15 protein-coding genes are annotated in these 21482 nt (G+C 64.6%); 1 reads left to right on the top strand and 14 read right to left on the bottom strand.

Annotated elements, in window-relative coordinates; genetic code table 11:
• Positions 1 to 8: 8 nt before the first annotated feature.
• The 6 genes from VSR34_RS26420 to VSR34_RS26395 form a co-directional block, all read right to left on the bottom strand.
• Complete coding sequence (locus VSR34_RS26420; protein ID WP_028211525.1) at positions 9 to 1247, bottom strand: ABC transporter substrate-binding protein; 1239 nt, start codon at positions 1245 to 1247, stop codon at positions 9 to 11.
• 209 nt (positions 1248 to 1456) lie between these two features.
• Positions 1457 to 2863, bottom strand: a complete 1407-nt coding sequence (locus VSR34_RS26415; protein WP_342964003.1) for a GH1 family beta-glucosidase — start codon at positions 2861 to 2863, stop codon at positions 1457 to 1459.
• A 207-nt stretch (positions 2864 to 3070) separates the two neighbouring features.
• The gene (locus tag VSR34_RS26410; RefSeq protein WP_028211523.1) at positions 3071 to 4747 is read right to left on the bottom strand and encodes a SulP family inorganic anion transporter; all 1677 of its coding nucleotides are present in this window, start codon (positions 4745 to 4747) and stop codon (positions 3071 to 3073) included.
• Positions 4748 to 4948: 201 nt separating this feature from the next.
• Positions 4949 to 6673 carry a SpoVR family protein gene (locus VSR34_RS26405; protein ID WP_028211522.1) on the bottom strand — a complete coding sequence of 575 codons (1725 nt, stop codon included), beginning with the start codon at positions 6671 to 6673 and terminating at the stop codon, positions 4949 to 4951.
• The gene (locus VSR34_RS26400) at positions 6670 to 7938 is read right to left on the bottom strand and encodes a YeaH/YhbH family protein (RefSeq protein WP_342964002.1); all 1269 of its coding nucleotides are present in this window, start codon (positions 7936 to 7938) and stop codon (positions 6670 to 6672) included. Before VSR34_RS26400 ends, VSR34_RS26405 begins: the two co-directional genes overlap by 4 nt.
• A gap of 178 nt (positions 7939 to 8116) precedes the next feature.
• Positions 8117 to 10039, bottom strand: coding sequence for a PrkA family serine protein kinase (locus tag VSR34_RS26395; RefSeq protein WP_028211520.1), 1923 nt, complete (start codon positions 10037 to 10039; stop codon positions 8117 to 8119).
• A gap of 298 nt (positions 10040 to 10337) precedes the next feature.
• Between VSR34_RS26395 and VSR34_RS26390 the strand changes: the two genes are divergently transcribed.
• Complete coding sequence (locus tag VSR34_RS26390) at positions 10338 to 10721, top strand: hypothetical protein (protein ID WP_155836833.1); 384 nt, start codon at positions 10338 to 10340, stop codon at positions 10719 to 10721.
• A 130-nt stretch (positions 10722 to 10851) separates the two neighbouring features.
• Here VSR34_RS26390 and VSR34_RS26385 read toward each other — a convergent pair whose 3' ends face one another.
• The 8 genes from VSR34_RS26385 to corA all read right to left on the bottom strand — a co-directional run bounded on the left by VSR34_RS26385 (position 10852) and on the right by corA (position 21367).
• On the bottom strand, positions 10852 to 11613 hold the full coding sequence (locus VSR34_RS26385; RefSeq protein ID WP_028211519.1) for a hydratase: 762 nt from the start codon (positions 11611 to 11613) through the stop codon (positions 10852 to 10854).
• A gap of 397 nt (positions 11614 to 12010) precedes the next feature.
• Positions 12011 to 13792: a methyl-accepting chemotaxis protein gene (locus tag VSR34_RS26380; protein WP_342964001.1), complete on the bottom strand. Its 1782-nt coding sequence runs from the start codon at positions 13790 to 13792 to the stop codon at positions 12011 to 12013.
• Positions 13793 to 13959: 167 nt separating this feature from the next.
• A complete protein-coding gene (gene rbsK / locus VSR34_RS26375) occupies positions 13960 to 14901 on the bottom strand; it encodes a ribokinase (protein WP_036018720.1) in 942 nt (313 codons plus the stop codon).
• Between the two features lie 84 nt (positions 14902 to 14985).
• Positions 14986 to 16023, bottom strand: coding sequence for a LacI family DNA-binding transcriptional regulator (locus VSR34_RS26370; protein ID WP_028211516.1), 1038 nt, complete (start codon positions 16021 to 16023; stop codon positions 14986 to 14988).
• Between the two features lie 149 nt (positions 16024 to 16172).
• The gene (locus VSR34_RS26365) at positions 16173 to 17252 is read right to left on the bottom strand and encodes an ABC transporter permease (RefSeq protein WP_028211515.1); all 1080 of its coding nucleotides are present in this window, start codon (positions 17250 to 17252) and stop codon (positions 16173 to 16175) included.
• Positions 17252 to 18961, bottom strand: a complete 1710-nt coding sequence (locus tag VSR34_RS26360) for a sugar ABC transporter ATP-binding protein (RefSeq protein ID WP_081723438.1) — start codon at positions 18959 to 18961, stop codon at positions 17252 to 17254. Before VSR34_RS26360 ends, VSR34_RS26365 begins: the two co-directional genes overlap by 1 nt.
• Before the next feature lie 289 nt (positions 18962 to 19250).
• The gene (locus tag VSR34_RS26355) at positions 19251 to 20210 is read right to left on the bottom strand and encodes a sugar ABC transporter substrate-binding protein (RefSeq protein WP_028211514.1); all 960 of its coding nucleotides are present in this window, start codon (positions 20208 to 20210) and stop codon (positions 19251 to 19253) included.
• Positions 20211 to 20389: 179 nt separating this feature from the next.
• A complete protein-coding gene (corA, locus tag VSR34_RS26350; RefSeq protein WP_342964000.1) occupies positions 20390 to 21367 on the bottom strand; it encodes a magnesium/cobalt transporter CorA in 978 nt (325 codons plus the stop codon).
• Positions 21368 to 21482 lie beyond the last annotated feature (115 nt).

Below are 21482 nucleotides of genomic sequence, written 5' to 3'. Positions count from 1 at the left end.
AATCGGGCTCAGCTCTTGATTGCAGTGGCAAAGGCCTTCTGCGCGTCGTCGGCAGACTGGCTCTTGTTCCAGAAGTTCGTGATCACATCCTGGAGCGCGCCCTGGACATCGGGCGGAATCAGCATTTCCGGATTCGGCAGTTGCCGCGACTTGTCCTTCATGAGCGCCATGCCCTCCTTCGCACAAATGTCGAAGCCCGACGTGTCCACGTCCGGACGGATCGGGATCGAGCCCTTGCGCTGGTTGAACGCGACCTGCGCGGGGGGCGACGTCATCACCGTGGCGAGCAGTTGCTGCGCCTTCACCTGCTCCGCGTTGTCGGTCTTCGGGAACACGAACACGTCGCCGGCGATCATGTAGGGAGACTTCGGAAAACCGGGGAAGCATCCGAAGTCCTTGCCGGCTACCTGGTTCGCAGCCGAAAACTCGCCCTTGGCCCAGTCGCCCATGATCTGCATACCCGCCTTGCCCGAAATCACGAGCGCCGTGGCATCGTTCCAGTTGCGGCCAGGCGAACCCGCATCCACGTAATTATGCAACCGCTTGAAGGTCGTGAGGACGTTGCGGAACGCGGGCGAATTCACGGCGTTCGCGTCGCGGTCGCGGTAGACCTTCATGTAGAGATCGCGATCCATGTCGGCGAAGATCGCGTCGAAAGTGATTTTCTCCTGCCATGCCTGGCCGCCCAGCGCGAGCGGAATCAGGCCGGCCGCCTTGAGCCTGTCGAGATCCGCGAACAGTTCGTCGAAATTCTGCGGTTCGCCCTTGATCCCGGCCTTCGCGAATGCCGGCTTCGAATAGAAGAACCAGTCCTGCATGTGAATATTCACGGGCGCCGCATAGTAATGCCCTTTGACCTTGATCGCCGTGAGAATCGATTCGGGAAACGTGCCGCTCCAGTTCTCCTTCGTTGCGACCGCATCGACATTGTTCAGGAGTCCCTGGTCGATGAGATCGTGAAACTGCTTCGACGTGTTGAACTGCGCAGCGGTGGGCGGATCGCCGCCGACGATACGGTTGATCGCCGTTGCACGCGCCTGGTCCGCACCGGCGATCGCGTTGTCCACCCATTTGCCACCCGCCTGATCGTAGGCGAGCGCGAACTGCTTGATCGCGGCCGACTCGCCGCCCGACGTCCACCAGTGAATCACGTTGGCCTTCAGCGGCTCCGCGGCCTCTGCCGCGAGTGCGCCGGCCAGCGCGAGAGCGGCCACGATGCCGCGCAGAACGGGTGCATTGTGCTTCATTGCGTCTCCTGTCGGTCCGGAGCGGGTGCTTCAGCACGTACGCCTGCCCCATGCAGGGCTGCGGTTGCTCCGGGTTGGGCTGCAAAGCTCCTGGTCTGGATGTTCCGCGGCCACGGCACGTCAGGCGGCATGCCCACGAGCGTCGCATGCCGTGCCGTGGTTGTCACGCTAGTTGTTGCCCTTCCCTCGTCAAACGTCCTGCAATCCCTTCACGCACCATCGAGCGCGCGCCGCTGCGCGATGAATTGGGCGATGAGTTCCGCGCTGCGCTTGGGCGTGCGAACCTGCGTGTCGTAATCGACGTGCACGACGCCAAAGCGTCGTTCATAGCCGAAGGCCCATTCGAAATTGTCGAGCAGCGACCAGACGAAGTATCCGCGCACGTCGATGCCGGCCTTGATCGCCGCATCCACCGCCGCGAGATGGCGCTTGAGGAACGAGATGCGCTGCGTATCGTTCACGTGGCCGTCAATCACGCGGTCGTCCGAAGCCATGCCGTTCTCCGTGATGTAGATGGGCGGCAGGTTGTCATACGTGCGGCCAAAGCCGGTCAGCAGGTCGCTCAGTCCGTCGGGATAGACCTCCCACCCCATCTGCGTGCGCTCGACATTCTTCAGCGGCACCTCGACGAAGCCGTGCGCACCGTCGCTCTTCACGTTGGTGCGGAAGTAGTAGTTGATGCCGAGGAAATCGAGCGGGGCCGCGATCGTCTCCATATCGCCTTCGAGCACGAGCGGCTCGGTGCCCGGCCACAGCTCGAATAGTTCTGCCGGATACGCGCCCTTGAGCAGCGGATCGAGAATCCATGCGTTGTGCTGCACCTCGAAACGGCGCGCGGCGCGCACATCTTCCGGCGATGACGAGTCGGGCGTGCCACGCCCCACGTTCGCCACGATGCCCTTGGTCGAGCCCGGATCGTTCGCGCGCAGCACAGCGGTCGCGAGGCCGTGCCCGAGCAGGAGATGGTGCATGGCCTGAGTGGCATAACGGGCGTTGGCGAGCCCCGGCGCATGATGGCCGTTGCCATAACCGAGGTAAGCCGAGCACCACGGCTCGTTGAGCGTCATCCACGCGTCGACGAGGCCGGACAGCTCACGGCTCATGAGGTCGGCGTAGTCGGCGAAGCGATACGCAGTGTCGCGGTTGAGCCAGCCACCGCGGTCCTCCAAGTGCTGCGGCAAGTCCCAGTGGTAGAGCGTGGCAAAGGTGCGCACGCCCTTTTCCCTCAGGCGCTCCAGCAGACGTTTGTAGAACGCGACGCCTTTCGCATTGGGCCGCCCCGCCTCGTCCATCACGCGCGGCCACGCGATCGAAAAGCGGTACGCCTCGAAGTTCAGGCTCTCGAGCAGATCGAGATCGGCCTCCCATCGGTGGTAGTGATCACATGCCACGGCGCCGGTGTCGCCCGCGAGCACCTTGCCCGGAGTGGCGCTGAAGGTGTCCCAGATCGACGGCAGGCGCCCGTCTTCGTGGATGGCGCCCTCGATCTGATACGAGGCTGTGGCCGCGCCGAGGAGGAAGTCGCTGCGCCACAACGCCGAACTGGCAGATGGAGTGAATGGATCGTCGGCGGTTGCAGCGGTCGTATGCGGCACAGCAGCGGTATCCTGGATCACGGAGCCTCCTGCGCATGAAACACCGGCTGCACTTCCTCAGCGCTGCCGGATCGGGTTCGAGTGGAAGCGCTTCCACAGCGCTTGAACGCACGATAGCAGCGCCGAATTCCAACGGACAATCGGGGTTTTTATGGACGCTGGTATGTAGTTTCTTCACGTCACGCGCCGACTACGGCGCGTATTGATCCCTAGCTTTGCGCATGTCTTTCAGACATCCGAGCGTGATCCGAGATCTGGGCGCACTGCCGCGAGCGCTTCGTGCAGTGTCGGGAAGATATTTGCGCGACCGATGACGGGCGTGATGCCGTGCCGGTCCATGTCCGAGAGCAGGTAGCGATTCACGCGCCCGAAAATCACCTTCACGCCCCGCTCCGTGAGGTCCGCGCAAAGGTCGATTACGGCGCGTCCCGCGGAATAATCGAGATCGGTAATCGCCGCCGCGTCCACGAGCAAGCAATGGACGGGGGACGGCGCGCGCTCGATCAACATGCGCAGCTCGTCGACGAACAGATGGTCGTTCGCATAAAACAGGTCCGCGCCGAAGCGATAGACGATCAGCCCCGGCGCCGTGAGCTGCCCTGCTCGTGCGGGCTCGGGCAGCCAGTGGCCCTCCTCGTTCGGCACGAGCACCATGGTGTGCGGCCGGTAGCTGTGGCGCACGTGACGCAGCAGCGAAAGCGCAATCGCGATCAGGATGCCGTTCTCGACGCCGATCACGACAACGGCAATCGCCGTTGTCACCGCGAGCCAGAATTCACCGGGGCTTTCGCGTCGAATGTCGATCAACTGCCGGATGTTCACGAGCCCCACGGCAATCGTGAAGACGATCGCGGCCAGCACGCAGTGCGGCAGATATTGCAGCAGTCGGCCGAAGAAGAGCAGCACGACCACCACCACTGCCGCGAACACGAGTTGTGCGAACTGGCTGCGCGCGCCGGCCTGGTCGGCCATCGCGGTTTGCGTGAGGCTGCCGTTCACGACGAAGGCGCCGCTGATCGACGCCGCCGCGTTCGCCGCGGCAAGGCCGAGGAGATTGGCGTCCTCGTCGGTGCGCTCGCCGTAGCGCTCGGCGAACGCGCGGCTCGTTGCGGCGCTCTGCGCAACGATGATGACGAAGCATGCCGCTGCCACCTGCAACAGGTCGATCATCTGAAACCAGTCCACGGCGGGAAAGCTCACGCGAGGCAAGCCGCCTTCCACCGGGCCGATTACTGCAATGCCATGACCCGCGAAGTTCAGCGCGGCGCTCGCGGCGATGCTGCCCGCCACCGCGACGAGCGGCACCGGCCAGCGCGGCCGAACCTTCTTGAAGACCAGAATGACGGCGACGACGGCTGCGGCGATGGCGAGCGTCGGCCAGTGGATGGCGGGCAACTGCGTGACGATCTGCTTGATCTGCAAGACAGTGCGGCGCGAATTGACGGTGATGCCGAGCATGTCGCCGAACATCGCCACGCCCACCTGTACGCCTACGCCTGTGAGGAAACCCGCGAGCACGGTGCGCGAGAGAAAGTCTGCGAGAAAGCCCAGCCGAAAGGCGCGGGCGATCACCAGCATCACGGCGGTGAGCAAGGCGGTCATGCCGGCGAGCGCAACATACTCTGCGCTCGAAGGCACCGCCATGGTCGAGAGACGGCTCGCGAAAATGGTGGCCGTAGCCGAGTCGGCGGCGACCACGAGATGGCGCGACGCGCCGAAGAGTGCAAACGCAACGAGTGGCAGGAAGCCCGTGTAAAGGCCTGTGACAGCAGGCATCCCCGCGATACGGGCGTAGCCAAGCAGTTGCGGGACATTCATCGATGCGAGTTGCACGCCTGCCAACGCATCGCGCAACGCCGAGGCGCGCGTGAGCGGCCGCACCCCGCGAAAGAATTCAAATGCCATACCCCATCCTTTTGAGATCCGCCTCTGCGTGAGGTTCTTGGTCAAAGGTTCACAGGCGCAGTATCTTAGCGCGCGGGGGCGTTCCGGCACACGGTCGATTGCAACGTCGATGGACGTGCATTAAAGAAAGAGGCCAGCCCGCAGGCTGGCCTCGTGTTTGCCAGGCTCGATCGTACGGCAATGGGACAACAACGCTAGCCGTTATAACCGGACCGGCGGCGGCATATAGCGGCATTCATAGCGCTTCCTCACAGTGCCGTTCTCATCCACGCTTTCGAGGAACACGTCGAACTGCCACAGGCGCGCCATGTGGCGCAGCACTTCGTCAGTGTCGCCCGACAGGTGGCGGTTGTCGCTCATGAAGTGGCGCAATGTGAGGCTGCGATCGCCACGCGTGTTCACCGACCACACCTGGATGTTCGGTTCGCGGTGATGCATGTCGTACTGCCTCGAAAGCGCCTGCCGCACGTACTGGTAGCCGCTTTCGTCGTGGATGGCAGACACTTCGAGCGCGTCGCGCATGTCGTCGTCGAGCACGGAGAAGAGCCGCATTTCGCGGATCAGATGCGGCGACAAATATTGCGCGATAAAGCTCTCGTCCTTGAAGTTGCGCATCGCGTAGTGCAGTGCCTTGAGCCACGGACTGCCGGCCAGTTCGGGGAACCACTTGCGGTCCTCTTCCGTGGGGTTCTCGCAAATGCGACGGATGTCGCTCATCATCGAGAACCCGAGCGCATAAGGATTGATGCCGCTGTAATACGGCTTCGTCACTGGCGGCTGGTAGATCACGTTGCTGTGCGAATGCAGGAACTCCATCATGAAGCCGTCTTCGAGTTTGCCCTGCGTATAGAGCGTGTTGAGCAGCGTGTAATGCCAGAACGTCGCCCAGCCTTCGTTCATGACCTGGGTTTGCCGCTGCGGGTAGAAGTACTGCCCGATCTTGCGCACGATGCGAATCACCTCGCGCTCCCAGGGCTCCAGCAGCGGCGAGTTCTTTTCGGCGAAATACAACAGGTTTTCCTGCGGCTCGGGGGGGAAGCGCTCGTCCACTTCCTCGGTAATGGGCATCTGCTGCTTGGGCAGCGTGCGCCACAGTTCATTGACCTGGGACTGCAGATAAGCCTCGCGTTCCCGGCGCAGCGCCGCCTCGCGTTCGAGCGAGAGCTTTTGCGGCCGCTTGTAGCGGTCCACGCCGTAGTTCATGAGCGCGTGGCACGAGTCGAGCAACTCTTCCACGCGGTCGAGACCATAACGCTCCTCGCATTCGGCGATGTAGTTCTTGGCGTAGACGAGGTAATCGATGATGGCGTGCGCATCCGTCCATAAACGGAACAGATAGTTGCCCTTGAAGAACGAGTTGTGCCCGTACGCGGCGTGCGCGATCACGAGCGCCTGCATCGTCATGGTGTTCTCTTCCATGAGGTAGGCAATGCAGGGATTCGAGTTGATGACGATTTCGTAGGCGAGACCCATCTGGCCGCGGCGGTAGCTCTTCTCGGTCGAGAGAAAATGCTTCCCGAACGACCAGTGCCGATAGTTCACAGGCATGCCGACGGACGCGTAGGCGTCCATCATCTGCTCGGCGCTGATCAGTTCGAGCTGAATGGGGTACACATCAAGTTCATATTGCTCTGCAACATGGGAGATGTGTGTGTCGTACTCCTCGATGAGTTCGAAGGTCCAGTCGGATGGGCACGGCAACGGCCGTCGGTCGGCTACGTTCATTTGCACTTCCCTTTGCTGGGCGAGCCCATGCTCCTTGTGGCGAGCAGCCTCGGCGGCTAGGTCGGGCGCTTCGGCGTCTTCGCGAGGGTCGAGCTTGCGCTCCTCGTCGCGTTCGCCATGATGCCCTTTTGCGTGGCCGCTCGTCTTCCGGCGCTCTGGCTGGTAGCCGCGCGCCTCATTGTGCAGGTGGCGTGTCGTCATGAATGCTCCACCTGTTTTTCAAACAGCTCCCGGAATACCGGATAGATGTCGGCCGCGGTGTCGACTTTCTTCATCGCCAGATGCGGTTCGGTCAGTGCGAGCTGCGCATATTCGAGCCAGAGGTTCTGCTCCTCCGGCGTCACCTGAATATACGCAAAATAGCGCACCTGCGGCAGGATGTCATCCGCGAGGAACTTGCGGCACTTGGGTGAATCGTCAGTCCAATTGTCGCCGTCCGAAGCCTGAGCGCCGTAGATGTTCCAGTCGCTTGGCGAATAACGGTCCTCGATCACTTTTTTCATCAGCTCCAGTGCACTCGACACGACCGTGCCGCCGCTTTCGGTGGAATGAAAGAAAGTGTCCTCGTCCACTTCCTCGGCGCGCGTATGGTGGCGAATGAACACCACCTCGATCTTTTCGTAATTGCGCTTGAGGAACAGGTAAAGGAGGATGAAGAAGCGCTTGGAAAGATCCTTGCGTTGCTCGTCCATTGAGCCCGACACGTCCATCAGGCAGAACATCACGGCCTGGCTGGACGGTTGCGGCTGCTTCACCCGATTCACGTAACGCAGATCGAACGGATCGATGAACGGAATGCGCCAGATGCGCCCGCGCAGGTGATGAATCTGCTCTTCGAGCCGCGCGATTTCTTCGCGCCTGTCCGCCGGGTCGGTCTTGAGCGCTTCGAGCTGCTCTTCGAGTTCGTGCAGTTCGTTGACGAGCGGGGCACCGAGCGCGATGCGCCGACCCAGCGCGCTGCGCAAAGACCGTACGACGTCGATGTTGTTGGGCGTACCCTCGGCCGCCCATCCCGCGCGGATGTTCTTCCACGTGGGCACGGCCATGAGATGGGTTTTGACGAGGCGCGGCAGTTCGAGGTCGTCGAAGAAGTACTGCATGAATTCTTCGCGCGAAAGTTCGAACACGAAGTCGTCCTGACCTTCGCCCTCGTTGCTCGCCTGGCTGCCGCCACCGCCCCCGCCGCCCTGCGGCCGGGGAATGCGGTCGCCGCGTATGTAGTCCTCGTTGCCGGGATGGACCATCTCGCGCCTGCCGCCGGGACCGTGCCGGAACGAGGGCTCGGCGATGTCCTTGCGTGGAATGGTGATGCTCTGGTTGTTCTGTATGTCCTTGATGCTGCGGTCACGCACGGCTTCCGAGACGGCGTGACGAATATAGTTCTTCACACGGCGCAAAAAGCGCTCGCGATTGGCAATGCTCTTGTTCTTGCCGGCCAGCCTGCGGTCGATGATTTGATGAAGCACATCCAGTCTCCCGCTCGAGTTTCGAATGGGCGAGGTGCGCAGTGTTCATTGCCGCGTCTGCCATCGTGCGTGCCGCGTTCACCCGCTCATGGCCCCGCAGCCTGCGCCCCGCCGGAGGTCCTGGTGCGCCGCCGCAACTGCATGGCGGCGGCGCGTTCGGACGGTAAAGCCACTTCGTTCATGACGACTTGCGCACGCGCAGATACCAGTCACACAACAACCGGACCTGCTTCGGCGTATAGCCCTTCGCCACCATGCGGTTGACGAAGTCTTCGTGCTTGCGCTGCTCTTCCGCCGATCCTTTGGCATTGAACGAGATAACAGGCAAAAGTTCTTCCGTGTTAGAGAACATTTTCTTCTCAATCACCACGCGCAGCTTCTCGTAGCTGATCCACGCCGGATTCTTGCCGGCATTCGCCGCGCGCGCGCGCAGCACGAAGTTCACGATCTCGTTGCGGAAGTCCTTCGGGTTGCTGATGCCCGCTGGTTTCTCGATCTTCTCCAGTTCGGCGTTCAACGCCGCGCGGTCGAAGCTTTCGCCCGTGTCGTGATCGCGGAACTCCTGGTCCTGGATCCAGAAGTCGGCGTAGGTGACATAGCGGTCGAAGATATTCTGCCCGTATTCCGAATACGATTCGAGGTAAGCGGTCTGGATCTCCTTGCCGATGAACTCGGCATAGCGCGACGCCAATACGTCCTTCACGAACGACAGATACTTCTGCTCGGTTTCCGGCGGGAACTGTTCGCGCTCGATCTGCTGTTCGAGCACGTACATGAGGTGCACCGGATTCGCGGCCACTTCCGTCGAGTCGAAGTTGAACACGCGCGACAGGATCTTGAACGCGAAACGCGTGGAGACCCCGTTCATGCCTTCGTCCACACCGGCGAAGTCGCGGTATTCCTGGTAGGACTTCGCTTTTGGATCGGTGTCCTTGAGATTTTCGCCGTCGTACACCTGCATCTTCGAGAAGAGGCTGGAATTCTCGGGCTCCTGCAAGCGCGTGAGCACCGACATCTGCGCCATCATCTTGAGCGTGCCAGGCGCGCATACGGCCTCGGCAAGCGACGAATTGCGCAACAGCTTCTCGTAGATCTTCATCTCTTCCGAATAGCGCAGGCAGTACGGCACCTTCACCACGAAGATACGGTCGAGCAGGGCTTCATTGTTGCGATTGTTGCGGAACGCCTTCCACTCCGACTCGTTCGAGTGCGCGAGGATGATGCCGTTGAACGGAATCGCGCCGAATCCTTCGGTGCCCTTGAAGTTGCCTTCCTGGGTGGCCGTGAGCAGTGGGTGCAGAACCTTGATCGGCGCCTTGAACATTTCGACGAATTCGAGCAGGCCCTGATTCGCGAGGCACAGGCCGCCCGAGTAGCTGTAGGCGTCGGCGTCGTCCTGCGCGTATTGCTCGAGCTTGCGGATGTCCACCTTGCCGACGAGCGACGAGATGTCCTGATTGTTCTCGTCGCCAGGCTCGGTTTTCGCGATGCCGATCTGACGCAGGATGGAAGGGAAGCGGCGCACCACGCGGAACTTGCGGATGTCTCCGTTGTACTCGTGCAGGCGCTTCACCGCCCACGGGCTCAGAATGCTCCTCAGATAGCGGCGCGGAATGCCGTACTGCTCTTCGAGTATGGGACCGTCTTCGTCGTAGTCGAAAAGCCCTAGCGGAGATTCGTTCACGGGCGAGCCCTTGATCGCGTAGAACGGCACGCGCTCCATGAGCTGCTTCAGACGCTCGGCGATGGAAGACTTGCCGCCGCCCACCGGGCCGAGCAGATAGAGGATCTGCTTCTTCTCTTCGAGTCCTTGCGCCGCATGGCGGAAGTACGCGACGACCTGCTCGATCACGTCCTCCATGCCATAGAACTCGCGGAATGCTGGATATACCTTGATGACCTTATTCGCAAAGATGCGCGACAGGCGCGGATCGTTGCGTGTGTCGATCTGTTCGGGTTCGCCGATTGCCGTCAGCATGCGTTCGCCAGCGGTGGCGTACGCATTGGGATCTTCCTTGCAGAGCGCGAGATACTCCTCGAGCGAGAACTCCTCCTCTCGCGTTTTTTCGAAGCGGGTCGCGAAGCTGCTGTAGATATCCATGCTACCTCCTCGCCTAGATCTGCGACCGATGTCGTGCGCGGCGCGCTATTCGGAAACGACATCGCTCAAATTCATCCTAAACCCTTTTGAAATTTTTCGCACCGTCAAATCGCGCCTGATGTGCCTTCGAAGCTAAGCATTATTGAGCGCTTGGAGCACGCCCGGCAACGACTTACAATCATCTTCCCGCTGGTGCAAATTTCAGACCGGAATTGCGCTCCCTCTCACATCTCGTGCCCACCTGTCGCCATGATTCGTCGGGCAGCGCGTTCGCTGCAATACAGGGTGCAGTACGTCGTTGCGCCAGTTTATCGACTGGTTTTCGCCGCGTCATGTGCACTGCGCGGAGTTCGGCGGAGTTCGGTATACGCAGCGCTACTTCATCAAACGCATCAGCACGGCGTCGGTGCACACCCGCTTGTTACGAACCGTTAGCCCGCAACCACCGAAGCATGACTCCGCAGACGTTGTGCGCGCGCATCAAGGCCATTTTTTTCCCGTTTTACGCGTCGATCTCGCCAGCGTCGGTGACCTGCCGCGCATTCGACGGCAGCCTGAACCGGCGCCGACAGCCTTGGCCGGCGTAGTGGTTTTCCCGCGCCAAAAAACACACGATGTGCGAACCCACTCTGAACATGACGCACGTGACAGGTTCCCGGGTCTGCGCCCGGCCGCCGCATGAGGCGCATAAAAAAGGCCGCCACGCAAAGCGCGGCGGCCCTTCGTCGGGTAAATGTGACAAGCTGGTGTGACTGCGGAAAACGTGGCGCACTTCTGTTACATCTCGCGCCCCTCAGGCGCAGCAAAGAGAACTAGACGAACTGGACCTCGACTTCGCCCAATCCGTCGATGTGACCGTGCAGGAGCCCGGGACTATCGATGCGGTGCGCACCCACATAGGTGCCGGTCGTAATCGTCCACTCGGGCTCGATCATGATGCCCATCGCGGCGCAATGATTGACGAACCAGACGAGCAGTTCGCGCGGGTCGCCGGCAGGGTTACCAGGCGCCTCGGGCACGAGGGAGACGCCGTCGAACGTCAGTTCGAGCTCCGGTGCGACGAAATCGAGTGCGCGGGCCAGCGTCGGGTACGCCAGCGCGTGACCTGTCACGAGTGCGCCGTTGTTCTGCGCGTCGGCGAGCTGCGCGAGCGGTGCGACATTGGGCCATTGCGCGAAACGGCTGTCGACGATTTCGATTGCCGGCAGCACCTGGGCAACACGAGCGAGCACCTCGTCGCGTGCATAAGCTTCGGCACGCGGTGCGATCGGCTCCGAGAAACGAAACGCGATTTCCAGCTCCACCAGCACGCGGAAGAACAGACGGCGCTCCAGCCGCGCCGGCGAGGCGTGCACGTGGGGCGCCGGGATCGGCGCGCCCGATGCGGGACCGCCCGGCGTGCGAGCGCCGACCTTCCAGCCGCCCGTGGTCGTTTCGAGCCCGGCGAGCACCTTCTGCTGAATCGCGTAAGCCGTGGCTGCGTCCGGCGGCACGCGTTCCGGCTCCAGGGTTTCGATCAGATGATGATGCCGGCGCGCAGTCACGAGGCGTTGCGCGAGATCGTCATGCGTCATGTCGGGTTCCTTTTTGTGCTGTCGAGCGGCGCCGGCGCTGAAGGCCGGCGCAATCAGTCCTGCATGGCGCAGTGCGCCCCTCCGTTGCGCAGCGGCGCGGGCCCTTGGATACCATCGCTTTCCCGGAACCCACCTCGTGAGGCCCGGGCTCGGGCGAGCGCCCCGCTCCAGGCGATGTCGCTGGCAAGCGCCGCTGGGCGCCGCAGTGTAGCGCGCCAACCCGGCCGCGAAGGTGACACGGCTGACAATGTACCGTAACGGCGCGCGCATGGCGCATCGGGGGGCCGTTCAGCGTGGTCGAAGGCACAAAAAAGCCGCTGCGTCGCAGCGGCTGGCTGGCAGGCGCGGCAGCCTCAAGTGCCGCGCATGACGGGCTGGAAAGGAGCCCGGAAGGCGTTCAGAACGTCTCCCAGTCGCCATTCGTGGCGGCGCCGGCCGGCACCCCGCTTGCGGAGGCGACGGCGGCCGGCCGGGCAACCGCCTGGGCGCCCGCAGACGTCCGGCGCGGTGCGCGCTTTGCCATGGCGGGCATGGCGGCCGCGACGGCGCCAGCGGAAGCCGGACGAGAAACTGGACGCGAAGCCGCCGTGTGCGGCGCTCGCCCCAGCGCAGGCTGATCCGACGCTGGGGCGAGCGCGCCGTCATCGAGGCTGAACACAGCGACGGCCGCGCGCAGCCGGCCCGCCTGGTCCTCGAGCGACTGCGCCGCGGCCGCCGCCTCCTCGACAAGCGCCGCATTCTGTTGGGTCACTTCATCCATCTGCGTGACGGCGCGCGCGACCTGGTCGATCCCGCCCGACTGCTCCTGCGAAGCCGCAGCAATCTCGCCCATGATGTCGGTCACGCGCTGCACGGCGCCGATGATTTCGGACATCGTGCGGCCCGCCTCGTCGACGAGCGCCGAGCCGGCCTGGACACGCTCGACCGACGTGTCGATCAGCCCCTTGATCTCCTTGGCCGCCGCCGACGATCGCTGGGCCAGGCTGCGCACCTCTCCCGCCACCACGGCGAAACCGCGCCCTTCCTCGCCCGCGCGCGCCGCCTCGACGGCTGCATTGAGCGCAAGGATATTGGTCTGGAACGCAATGCCTTCAATGATGGTGATGATGTCGGCGATTTTGGCCGAGCTCTCGTTGATCTCGCCCATGGTGCCGACCACCTGCGTGACGACGGAGCTGCCCTTGTTGGCAATCTCCGAGGCATTGGCTGCGAGGGTGCTGGCCTGGCGTGCATTGTCGGCGTTCTGCTTCACGGTGCCCGTGAGCTGCTCCATGCTGGAAGCGGTCTGCTGCAGCGCCGTAGCCTGCTCTTCGGTGCGCGACGACAGGTCGATATTGCCCGCGGCGATCTCACGCGTGGCCGTGGCGATCGAGTCCGTGCCGGCGCGCACCGAGCGCACCGTTTCCGTCAGGCTGCGCTGCATTCGCGCGACACCGCCAAGCAGTTCGCCCATTTCATCGTTGCGCCGCACGACCACGGGCCGGCGGAGGTCGCCGGCCGCGATGGCCTGAAACGCGCCGAGCGCGTCGCGAAGCGGCTCGGCAATGGCGCGGCGCAATGAAAAGAACGAGTACACCGCCGCGCCGATGCCTACCAGAAGCGCAGCGATGGCCGCGATGCGCAGTTGCGAGAATGCCGCCTCAGCCTCGTCGAAGCCCTTTTGCGCTTGCGTCATCTGAAACTTGTCGAGGACGGCGTCCGCTTTGGAGAGCGCGTCGTAGGCCTCCTTGAGCGCCTTGGCGCCTGCCACCACCTTAGCCTGGTCGCCCGACTGGACGTTCGCGCCGAACTGGTCCGCGACATGATGCAGGGCTTCGCGCCGGGCCGCGACGTCCTGAGCGAGGCGCTGTTCCTCCCCGTTGTGCGGCAGCGCCGTGTATTTTTTCCAGAAGTCGTCCGAAACGCCACGCAGCATGTGCGCACGCTCGATCGTCGCGGCGGCGTCGGGCGTGCCGGCCTCGAAGACGGCGCGGTCGAGTGCAAGGCGCTCGCGCGCCGCGTAGATTTCGGCCAGGTTGACCGCGTGCGAACTGGGCATCTGGTCCGTGAACGTCTCGCGGTACGCTTCGTTCGAACGCGTGAGGCCGAGCAGACCCACGCTGCTAATGACGACGATCAACGTCGCCAGGAAACCCATTGTGATACCGATGCGCGCCTTGATGCTGATGCCCTTGCCCATGTCGCCCCCAATGCTTGTGTTGTGACCGGGCTCGATGCCCGATATTGAGTTGGCACTCTAAGCGGCGTTAACGGCAAAGGGCTTCAGGGCCTTGAAATCTGTATATGGTATGAAGTATTAGGGATTTACACCGAGGGCACTGTGCGACCAAAAATGTAAAGAGCCGCTCAGCCCGCCACTTCGGCAAACGTGGGGATGGACGGCTGCGCGCCCGCGCGCGTAACCGATATCGACGCCGCACGCAGCGCAAACGCGATGGCATCGAGCGCCGCCGCGCCCGTGGCCAGACGCGCCGCCAGTGCGCCAATGAAGGTGTCGCCGGCCGCCGTGGTGTCAACGGCCCTCACCCGCGGCGCGGGCAAATGCACGGGCGCCGCGCCGTCGAGCAGCGCGCACACGCCCCGTGCGCCGAGCGTCACGAGCACGTTGTGCGCGCCCGCCTCGCGCAGCGCAAGCGCGGCGCGCGCGGCCTCGTCCGGCGTGCCCGCCGCCAAGCCGGTCAGCATCGCCGCCTCGAGTTCGTTTGGCACGACATAATCGACGAGCGCGAGCCACGCCGCCGGCAGCGGTCCGGTGGCAGGCGCCGGATTGAGGATGGTGATCTTGCCGAGACGCCGCGCGGCGGCAAGCGCGGCCGCCACGGCATCGGTGGGCGTTTCGAGCTGGCAGACCACCACATCGGCCTGCGCGAGCACGGCCTCGTGGCGCGCGATCGTCTCAGGCGTGAGTTCGCCATTGCTCCCGGCAACGATGACGATGGCGTTCTGGCTCGCGTCGTCCACGATGATGAGTGCCACGCCGGTCGGCGCGCTCGCGGACGTTTCGAGCGCGCCGCAGTCGATGCCTTCGGCCACGAGCCCCGCGCGCAGCACGTCGCCGTTGCTGTCCGCGCCCACTCGGCCAATCATCGCCACGTGGGCGCCGAGGCGTGCCGCAGCCACGGCCTGGTTGCCGCCTTTGCCGCCCGCCACCTGCGCGAATGCGCTGCCCGCTAGCGTCTCGCCGGGGTTCGGCAGCCGCGGCGCGCGCGCAACGAGATCCATGTTCAGGCTACCCACCACGGCCACGCGCCCGCGCGCGCCCGCTGGCTTTGATGCATCAGTCGTCACGACGCCTCCTCGATGGCTGCTGGTGTCGGGCACCGCGTCGGGCGCGGTTTGGGTTATGGGCCAATGGCCCGGGCCGTCCCTGGCTCAGGCCGCAAGCGGCGCAACATCCTCCGCCCCGCTCCACGGCCCTGTCGATTCGCGGGCGAAGAGTGTGGGCGGCATCACGCGGCGGCGCACCTTCGCGTCATCCGCGCGGGCGCTCGCAATGCGCTCGATCAGTGTGAGCGCCGCCATGTCGCCGAGCGCGCGCGCCGGTTGGCCGACTGTGGAGAGCGTGGGCCAGGTGAAGTGGCCGAGCTCGATGTCGTCGAAACCGATGATCGAGCAGTCACGCGGCACGTGCAACCCGCGCTCGGCCGCCGCGCGCAATGCCCCGATGCCCATCATGTCGTTGCCGGCGAAGATCGCCGTCGGCCGCACGGTGTCGAACAGCTGCGCCGCCGCGCGGTAGCCGCCCGCACCGGAAAAATCGCTTTCGACGATCGCGTCCGGCGCGATCTCCACGCCGCGCTCGGACATGGCGCGCAGGAAGCCATGCATGCGCATCGCGCTCACCGCGGCGGTGACCGGCCCGGTGATGCAGCCGATGCGCGAGTGTCCGAGCTCGAGAAGGTGCCGCGTGGCGAGCCAGGCGCCCCGCTCGTGGTCGATCTGCACGAGATCGGCGTCGAGCCCTTCGATGTTGCGGTCGATGACGACGAGCGGCTCGCGGGCATCGGCGAGCGTCGAGGCCAGCACGGCGTCGTCCCCGGCCGAGGCGACGATGAGGCCGTCGATGCGCTTTTCCTGCAGCACGCGCAGGTAGTTGCGCTGCTTGGCCGGATCGTCGTCGGAGTTGCAGAAGAACACGCAGTAGCCCTTGCGCGCGCACGCATCTTCCACGCCGCGCGCCAGCTCCGCGAAATACGGATTGGTGCCGTTCGGCACGAGCAGCCCCACTGTCGCCGTGGCGCGCGCCTTGAGCGAGCGCGCGACCGCCGACGGCACGTAGTTCAGGTCGCGGATCGCGCGCTCGACCTTGGCCCGCACGTCCGCCGACACCGGACGCGAGTTGTTCACCACATGCGACACCGTCGTGAAAGATACCCCCGCCACGGCGGCCACATCCTTGATCGTCGCCATCTGTATGTTGCTCCTGCTTTTCTGCAGCCCTGTTGCTGCCGGCTCTATGCGCGCCCGTTGTTGGTATGGTCAGGCGTCGCTTTCCCGGTCATTTCCGCCGGCCCGCGTTGCACTGCGGGCCGCGCCCTCGTAAACGTTGTTATGTCCTGCTACCGCTTGCTGCCTCGCCGGCTGCGATACGTATCGAGCACGACCGCGACGACGATCACCGCGCCAGTGATGATGCGCTTGGTGGGTTCGTTCGCGCCGATCTGGGCGAGCCCGGCGGCCAGCACCGAGATGATCAACACGCCGAAGAACGTGCTGATCACCGAGCCGCGCCCGCCCATCAAGCTCGTGCCGCCGATCACCACCGCCGCGATCACCTGCAGTTCCAGACCCACGCCCGCGTTGGGATCGGCGGCTTCGAGGCGCGAGATCTGGAAGAGTGCCGCGAGCCCCGCAAGCGCGCCCATCAACGCGAAGACGATCACCTTGTAGGGTCTCGGATCGACGCCCGCCAGACGCACCGCTTCCTCATTGGTGCCGATGCCGACCAGATAGCGGCCGAAGACCGTGCGCGTAAGCGTCAGCTGCGCGATCACCATCACGGCCACCGCGATCAGGAACGCCGGCGAGATGCCGAAGGCGATCGGGTTCGAGAGGAAGTCGAACGCGTCGCCGATATACGCGGTGCGCGAATTCGTCATCTGATACGCAAGGCCGCGCGCCGCTTCGAGCACGCCCAGCGAGACGATGAACGAAGGAATGCGCCATCCCACCGTGACCGCCCCCGTGAGCGTACCCGTGGCCGCCGCGGCGAGCAGACCGAGCAGCGCCGCCGGCAGCGCGCCCCAGCCCCACTTGAGCGCCGCCACGCTCACCACCGAGGCCCCCAGCGCGAGCACGGAGCCCACCGAGAGATCGATTCCCGCGATGATCAGCACGAAGGTCATGCCCACGGCCATCACCACCAGATCGGGTATCTGATTGGCGATCGTACTGAACGTATCGTACGTGAGGAAGTGCGAACTCAGCAGCGAGAACAGCACGATCATCGCCACCAGCGCGAGCGCGAGGCCCAGGTAGTTCGACAGGCCAAAGCGCGTGCCCACTGGCTTGCCGCTCGCCGCTGCAGCATGTGCGGCCGAATCCGGCACGCTGGCGGACAGACTTTGGGACGAACCGGTTCGTCCACCGCTTTTGTCGCCCTGGGGCGACGGTTGCCCGCGCAATGGCTCGTTCGTCATCAAGCGCTCCCTCGTGGGTCGTTTTCCTGCTGCGCGTTTCGCGTTTGCACGCTGGCTCGCATGCCGGCCACGCCAGGCGTCCCAGGCAAATCCGCGGCGTCGGCCAGCAGCGCATCCTCGGCGCGCAGACCGGCGAAAGCGGCGGCCAGCAGCTTGTCCTGGCTCCATTCGTCGCGACCGTAGATGGCCGTCATCTTCCCCGCCGACATTACGCCGATCCGGTCGCAGATCAGCATCAACTCGCGCAGGTCGCTCGACACCACCACGAGCGCGCGTCCCTCGCGTGCGAGCGCGCCCAGCAGCGCGTAGATGTCGAACTTCGCGCCGACGTCGATGCCGCGTGTGGGCTCGTCGAACAGCACGACGCGCATCGACTGTGTGATGTCGCGCGCGAGCCAGCGGCCGATCACGACCTTCTGCTGGTTGCCGCCCGAGAGTTCGCCCACCGGCTGCGCGGGCCCGGCCGTGCGGATGCGCAGCGCGTCGATCTGCGTGCGCGCGAGGGTATTCTCGCGGGCGGCGTCCACCACGCCGTAGCGCGACACGGCGCGCACGTTGCCTAACGTCACGTTGGCAGCGACCGGCTGCGGCAGCAGCAGCCCTTCGCCCTTGCGGTCCTCGGTGATGAGCGCGATGCCTAGACGCACGGCGTCGACGGGCGAAGCGATCTGCACCGGCTCCGGCGCCGCGCCGGGCCGCGGCGCCAGCGCCACGGTGCCGCGCTCCATGCGGTCGGCCCCGTAGATGAGCCGCATCAGCTCCGTTCGGCCCGCCCCGATCAACCCCGAAATGCCGAAAATCTCCCCCGCGCGCACTTCGAACGACACCTCGCGCACGGCCTTCGCCCGCGTGAGCCCTTCCACCTTCAGGAGCGGTGCGCCGATGCGCCGCTGGCCCAGATCGATGCGCTCGCCAAGCTCCCGCCCCACCATCAGCGCCACGATGCGCTCGGGCGTGAGGTTGCACATGGCATCGACGCGCACGAGCTTGCCGTCGCGCAACACCGCGACGCGCTGGGCGATGCGCTCGAGTTCTTCGAGCCGGTGCGAAATGTAGACGATCGCCACGCCGCGCGCCTTCAGCCGCGCAATCTGCTCGAACAGCAGCTCGACCTCGCGAGCCGTGAGCATGGCCGTGGGCTCGTCGAGGATCAGCACGCGCATGGCATCCGCGCTGCCCGGACCATCGGCGGCGCCGATCAGGTTGCGCGCGATCTCCACGAGCTGCTGATGCCCGATGCCAAGCTCGCCCACCAGCGTATCGGGGTCGATCGCCTCCAGCCCGACCTGCGCCATCGCCGTCCGCGCGTTCTCGCGCAGCCGCTTGCGATCGATCCAGCCGAAGCGCAGCGGCCCCGACTGCGGCAGGCGATCCAGAAAAAGGTTCTCCGCGACGGTGAGCGTGGGCAGCAGGTTCAGCTCCTGCATGACCATGCGCACGCCGAGCGCCTCGGCTTCGCGGCGGCTCGCCGGCGCGTACGGGCGTCCCATCAGCGTCATGCTGCCGGTGCTCGGCGCCGTGAGGCCGCTCACGATCTTCGAGAGCGTGCTCTTGCCGGCGCCGTTTTCCCCCGTGAGCGCAAGCACTTCGCCGGCGTGCAGCGCGAGGCTGACGTCGGCGAGCACCGGCTGCTCGTAGGTCTTGCCGACGCCCGAAACCGCAAGCACGGCGGGCGAAGGTGACCCTACATCGGGGGCATTTGCATCCATCACGATCCTGTAGTCGCGAGCGGCGCCGCCGGGTCGAACCGGCGCATGCGCAGCCCGGATGCTGCGGGTTGCGCCGCCGCACGCTCCGGTAGAGCGGCCTCAAACGGCGCGCCGGGCAGCGATTCGCCGCTCGGCGACAGACGGCCGCCCATGCGGCCATCCCGGTACAAATAACGGCCGCGCGGCGGGATTCTTGAGCGTTTATTGATTTGCACGCGTAAGAGCCCCTCGCGCCGCCATGTATCGGGGCGGCGCGGGGGCGGCGCTCGGGCCGCGCGGCCGCGCCGGCTTACTTCGTGACGAGCACCACGGGCGTTTCGACGATACCCGAAAGCTCCGACTGCTTCTTGTGCTCCTTGAGCGCCTTCAAGGCCGTATCGATGCCGAACACGGCCTGCTTGGCCGCGAACTGGTCTGCGGTGGCGAGCACGCGGCCGTCCTTGAGCATCGGCTTGATGGCGCCGATGTTGTCATAGCCGACCACGTACACCTTGCCCTGCTTGCCCGCGGCGCGCACGGCCGACACGGCGCCGATGGCCATGTTGTCGTTGCCGCACAGGAGCGCCTTGATGTCCGGATACTCGTTGAGCATGGCGGCGGCCACCGCGTTGCCCTTGTCGATCTCCCACTCTCCGGACTGCGTCGACACGATCTTCGCGCCGACGGCCTGCATCGCGTCCTTGAAGCCCGCGGTGCGCTGCTGCGCGTTGGTCGTGGTGGAGACGCCTTCCACGATGGCCACCGGGTCGCCCGCCTTCAGCCGCTTGGCGAGATAGTCGCCGACGAGGCGCGCGCCCTTGCGGTTGTCGGGGCCGACGAATGGCACGTTGAGGTCCTTGGACTTGAGCACGTCGGAATCGAGCTTGTTGTCGATGTTCACGACGATGATGCCGGCGTCCACGGCCTTCTTCACGACCGGCACGAGCGCCTTCGAATCGGCTGGCGCGAGCACGATGGCGTCGACCTTCGAGACGATCATCTGCTCGACGATCTGGATCTGCGCGGCCGTGTCGGTTTCGTTCTTGATGCCGTTGGTGATGAGATCGAAGTCGGCGGAGTTGTGCTTCTGGTATTCCTTCGCGCCGTTCTCCATGGTGAGGAAGAACTCGTTGGCGAGCGACTTCATGACGAGCGCGACCTTCGGCTTGCGTGCCTGCGCACGGGCGGCGAGCGGCCATGTGCCGGTGACGGCCGTGGTGGCGAGCGCGGTGCTGGCAAGAAGGATGCGGCGGCGAATGCGGGAGTTCATTTTCGAAAGGCTCCGGTTTGTCGGGCCCGGATGGGCCCTGCTTTCTGGTTATGCGCAAACGTTCTCTGCCGGCCCATTCTCGGTGCAGGCGCTTCGTGGTGTCAACTTCGCGATGTCGATGGCAACAGCGGCGGCCATGCGGCGCCGCAGCAGCGCGAGCCGAGGGACGCCCGGCCCCTTCAGAGCCAGTTGATCCGGCGAAAGAGGAAAAACAGGAATACGTCGATCAGGAGCATGACGGCGAGGCAGATCTGGTAGCCGAATCTGAAATGAAGCTCCGGTATGTGCTCGAAGTTCATGCCGTAGATACCCGCGATCATCGTCGGCACGGCGAACAGCGCGGCGAACGAGCCGAGCCGCTTGGTGACCTCGTTTTCCGCAAGCGAGATCATGCCGAGACTCACCTGGATGGCCGTGACGATCATCTCGCGGCGCCCGTCGATCATGTTGGACACCCGCACGAGGTGGTCGTAGACATCGCGGTAATAAGCCTGCATGCCCACGCAGATCTGCGGGATACGACCGCCCACGAGCTTGCCCACGGCGTCGACGAGCGGCGTGACATGGTGCGCCAGGATCACGAGGCGGCGCTTGAGCGAATAGAGATCCTCGATGATCGCCCGCGAGCCCGCGAGGTCGTGCTTCTCGAAGATGCGGTCCTCCAGTTCCTCGATCTCGGCCGAAAGCGTTTCGATGACGGGCGCGTAGCGGTCGACCACGCTATCCATGAGCGCATAGAGTACGAAACCCGAGCCTTCGCGCAGCAGCTCGGGCTCGCGCTCGCAGCGCGCGCGGACATCGGCGAAGCCCTGCTGCGCGCGGTGGCGCACGGAGAGCACGAAATTGGGGCCGGCGAAGACATTCACCTGGCCCGTGATGACCTCGCCGTCGTCGTCGAGTTCGAGCGTGTGGAGCACACAAAATAGCGTGTTGCCGTATTCCTCGATCTTCGGCCGCTGGTTGCCGTTCATCACGTCTTCGATGGCGAGCGCGTGCAGGCCGAACTCCTCCTTCATCGCCGCCATTTCGCCGGCGTCGGGGTCCTTGAGCGCCACCCAGACGAAACATTCCGGCTTGACCAGATAGTCGCTGATGGCCTCGACCGGGACGTCGGCCAGTTTCTTGCCGCCTTGATACGCGACGCAGTTGATGAGCATGTCGTTTATTCCGGACGGCGGGGCGCGCCCGCGCCGCTTCGAGTTGCACCGGTTGACCAGTGTAAGGTGTTCAGTGGACCGGCGGCGCCCACGCGCGGTTCCCCATCATCTCCAC

This window comes from Paraburkholderia sp. JHI2823 (assembly GCF_038900695.1).
In the GTDB taxonomy this organism is placed as follows: Bacteria; Pseudomonadota; Gammaproteobacteria; order Burkholderiales; family Burkholderiaceae; genus Paraburkholderia; species Paraburkholderia mimosarum.
This window is presented reverse-complemented; position numbering and strand designations above follow the sequence as displayed.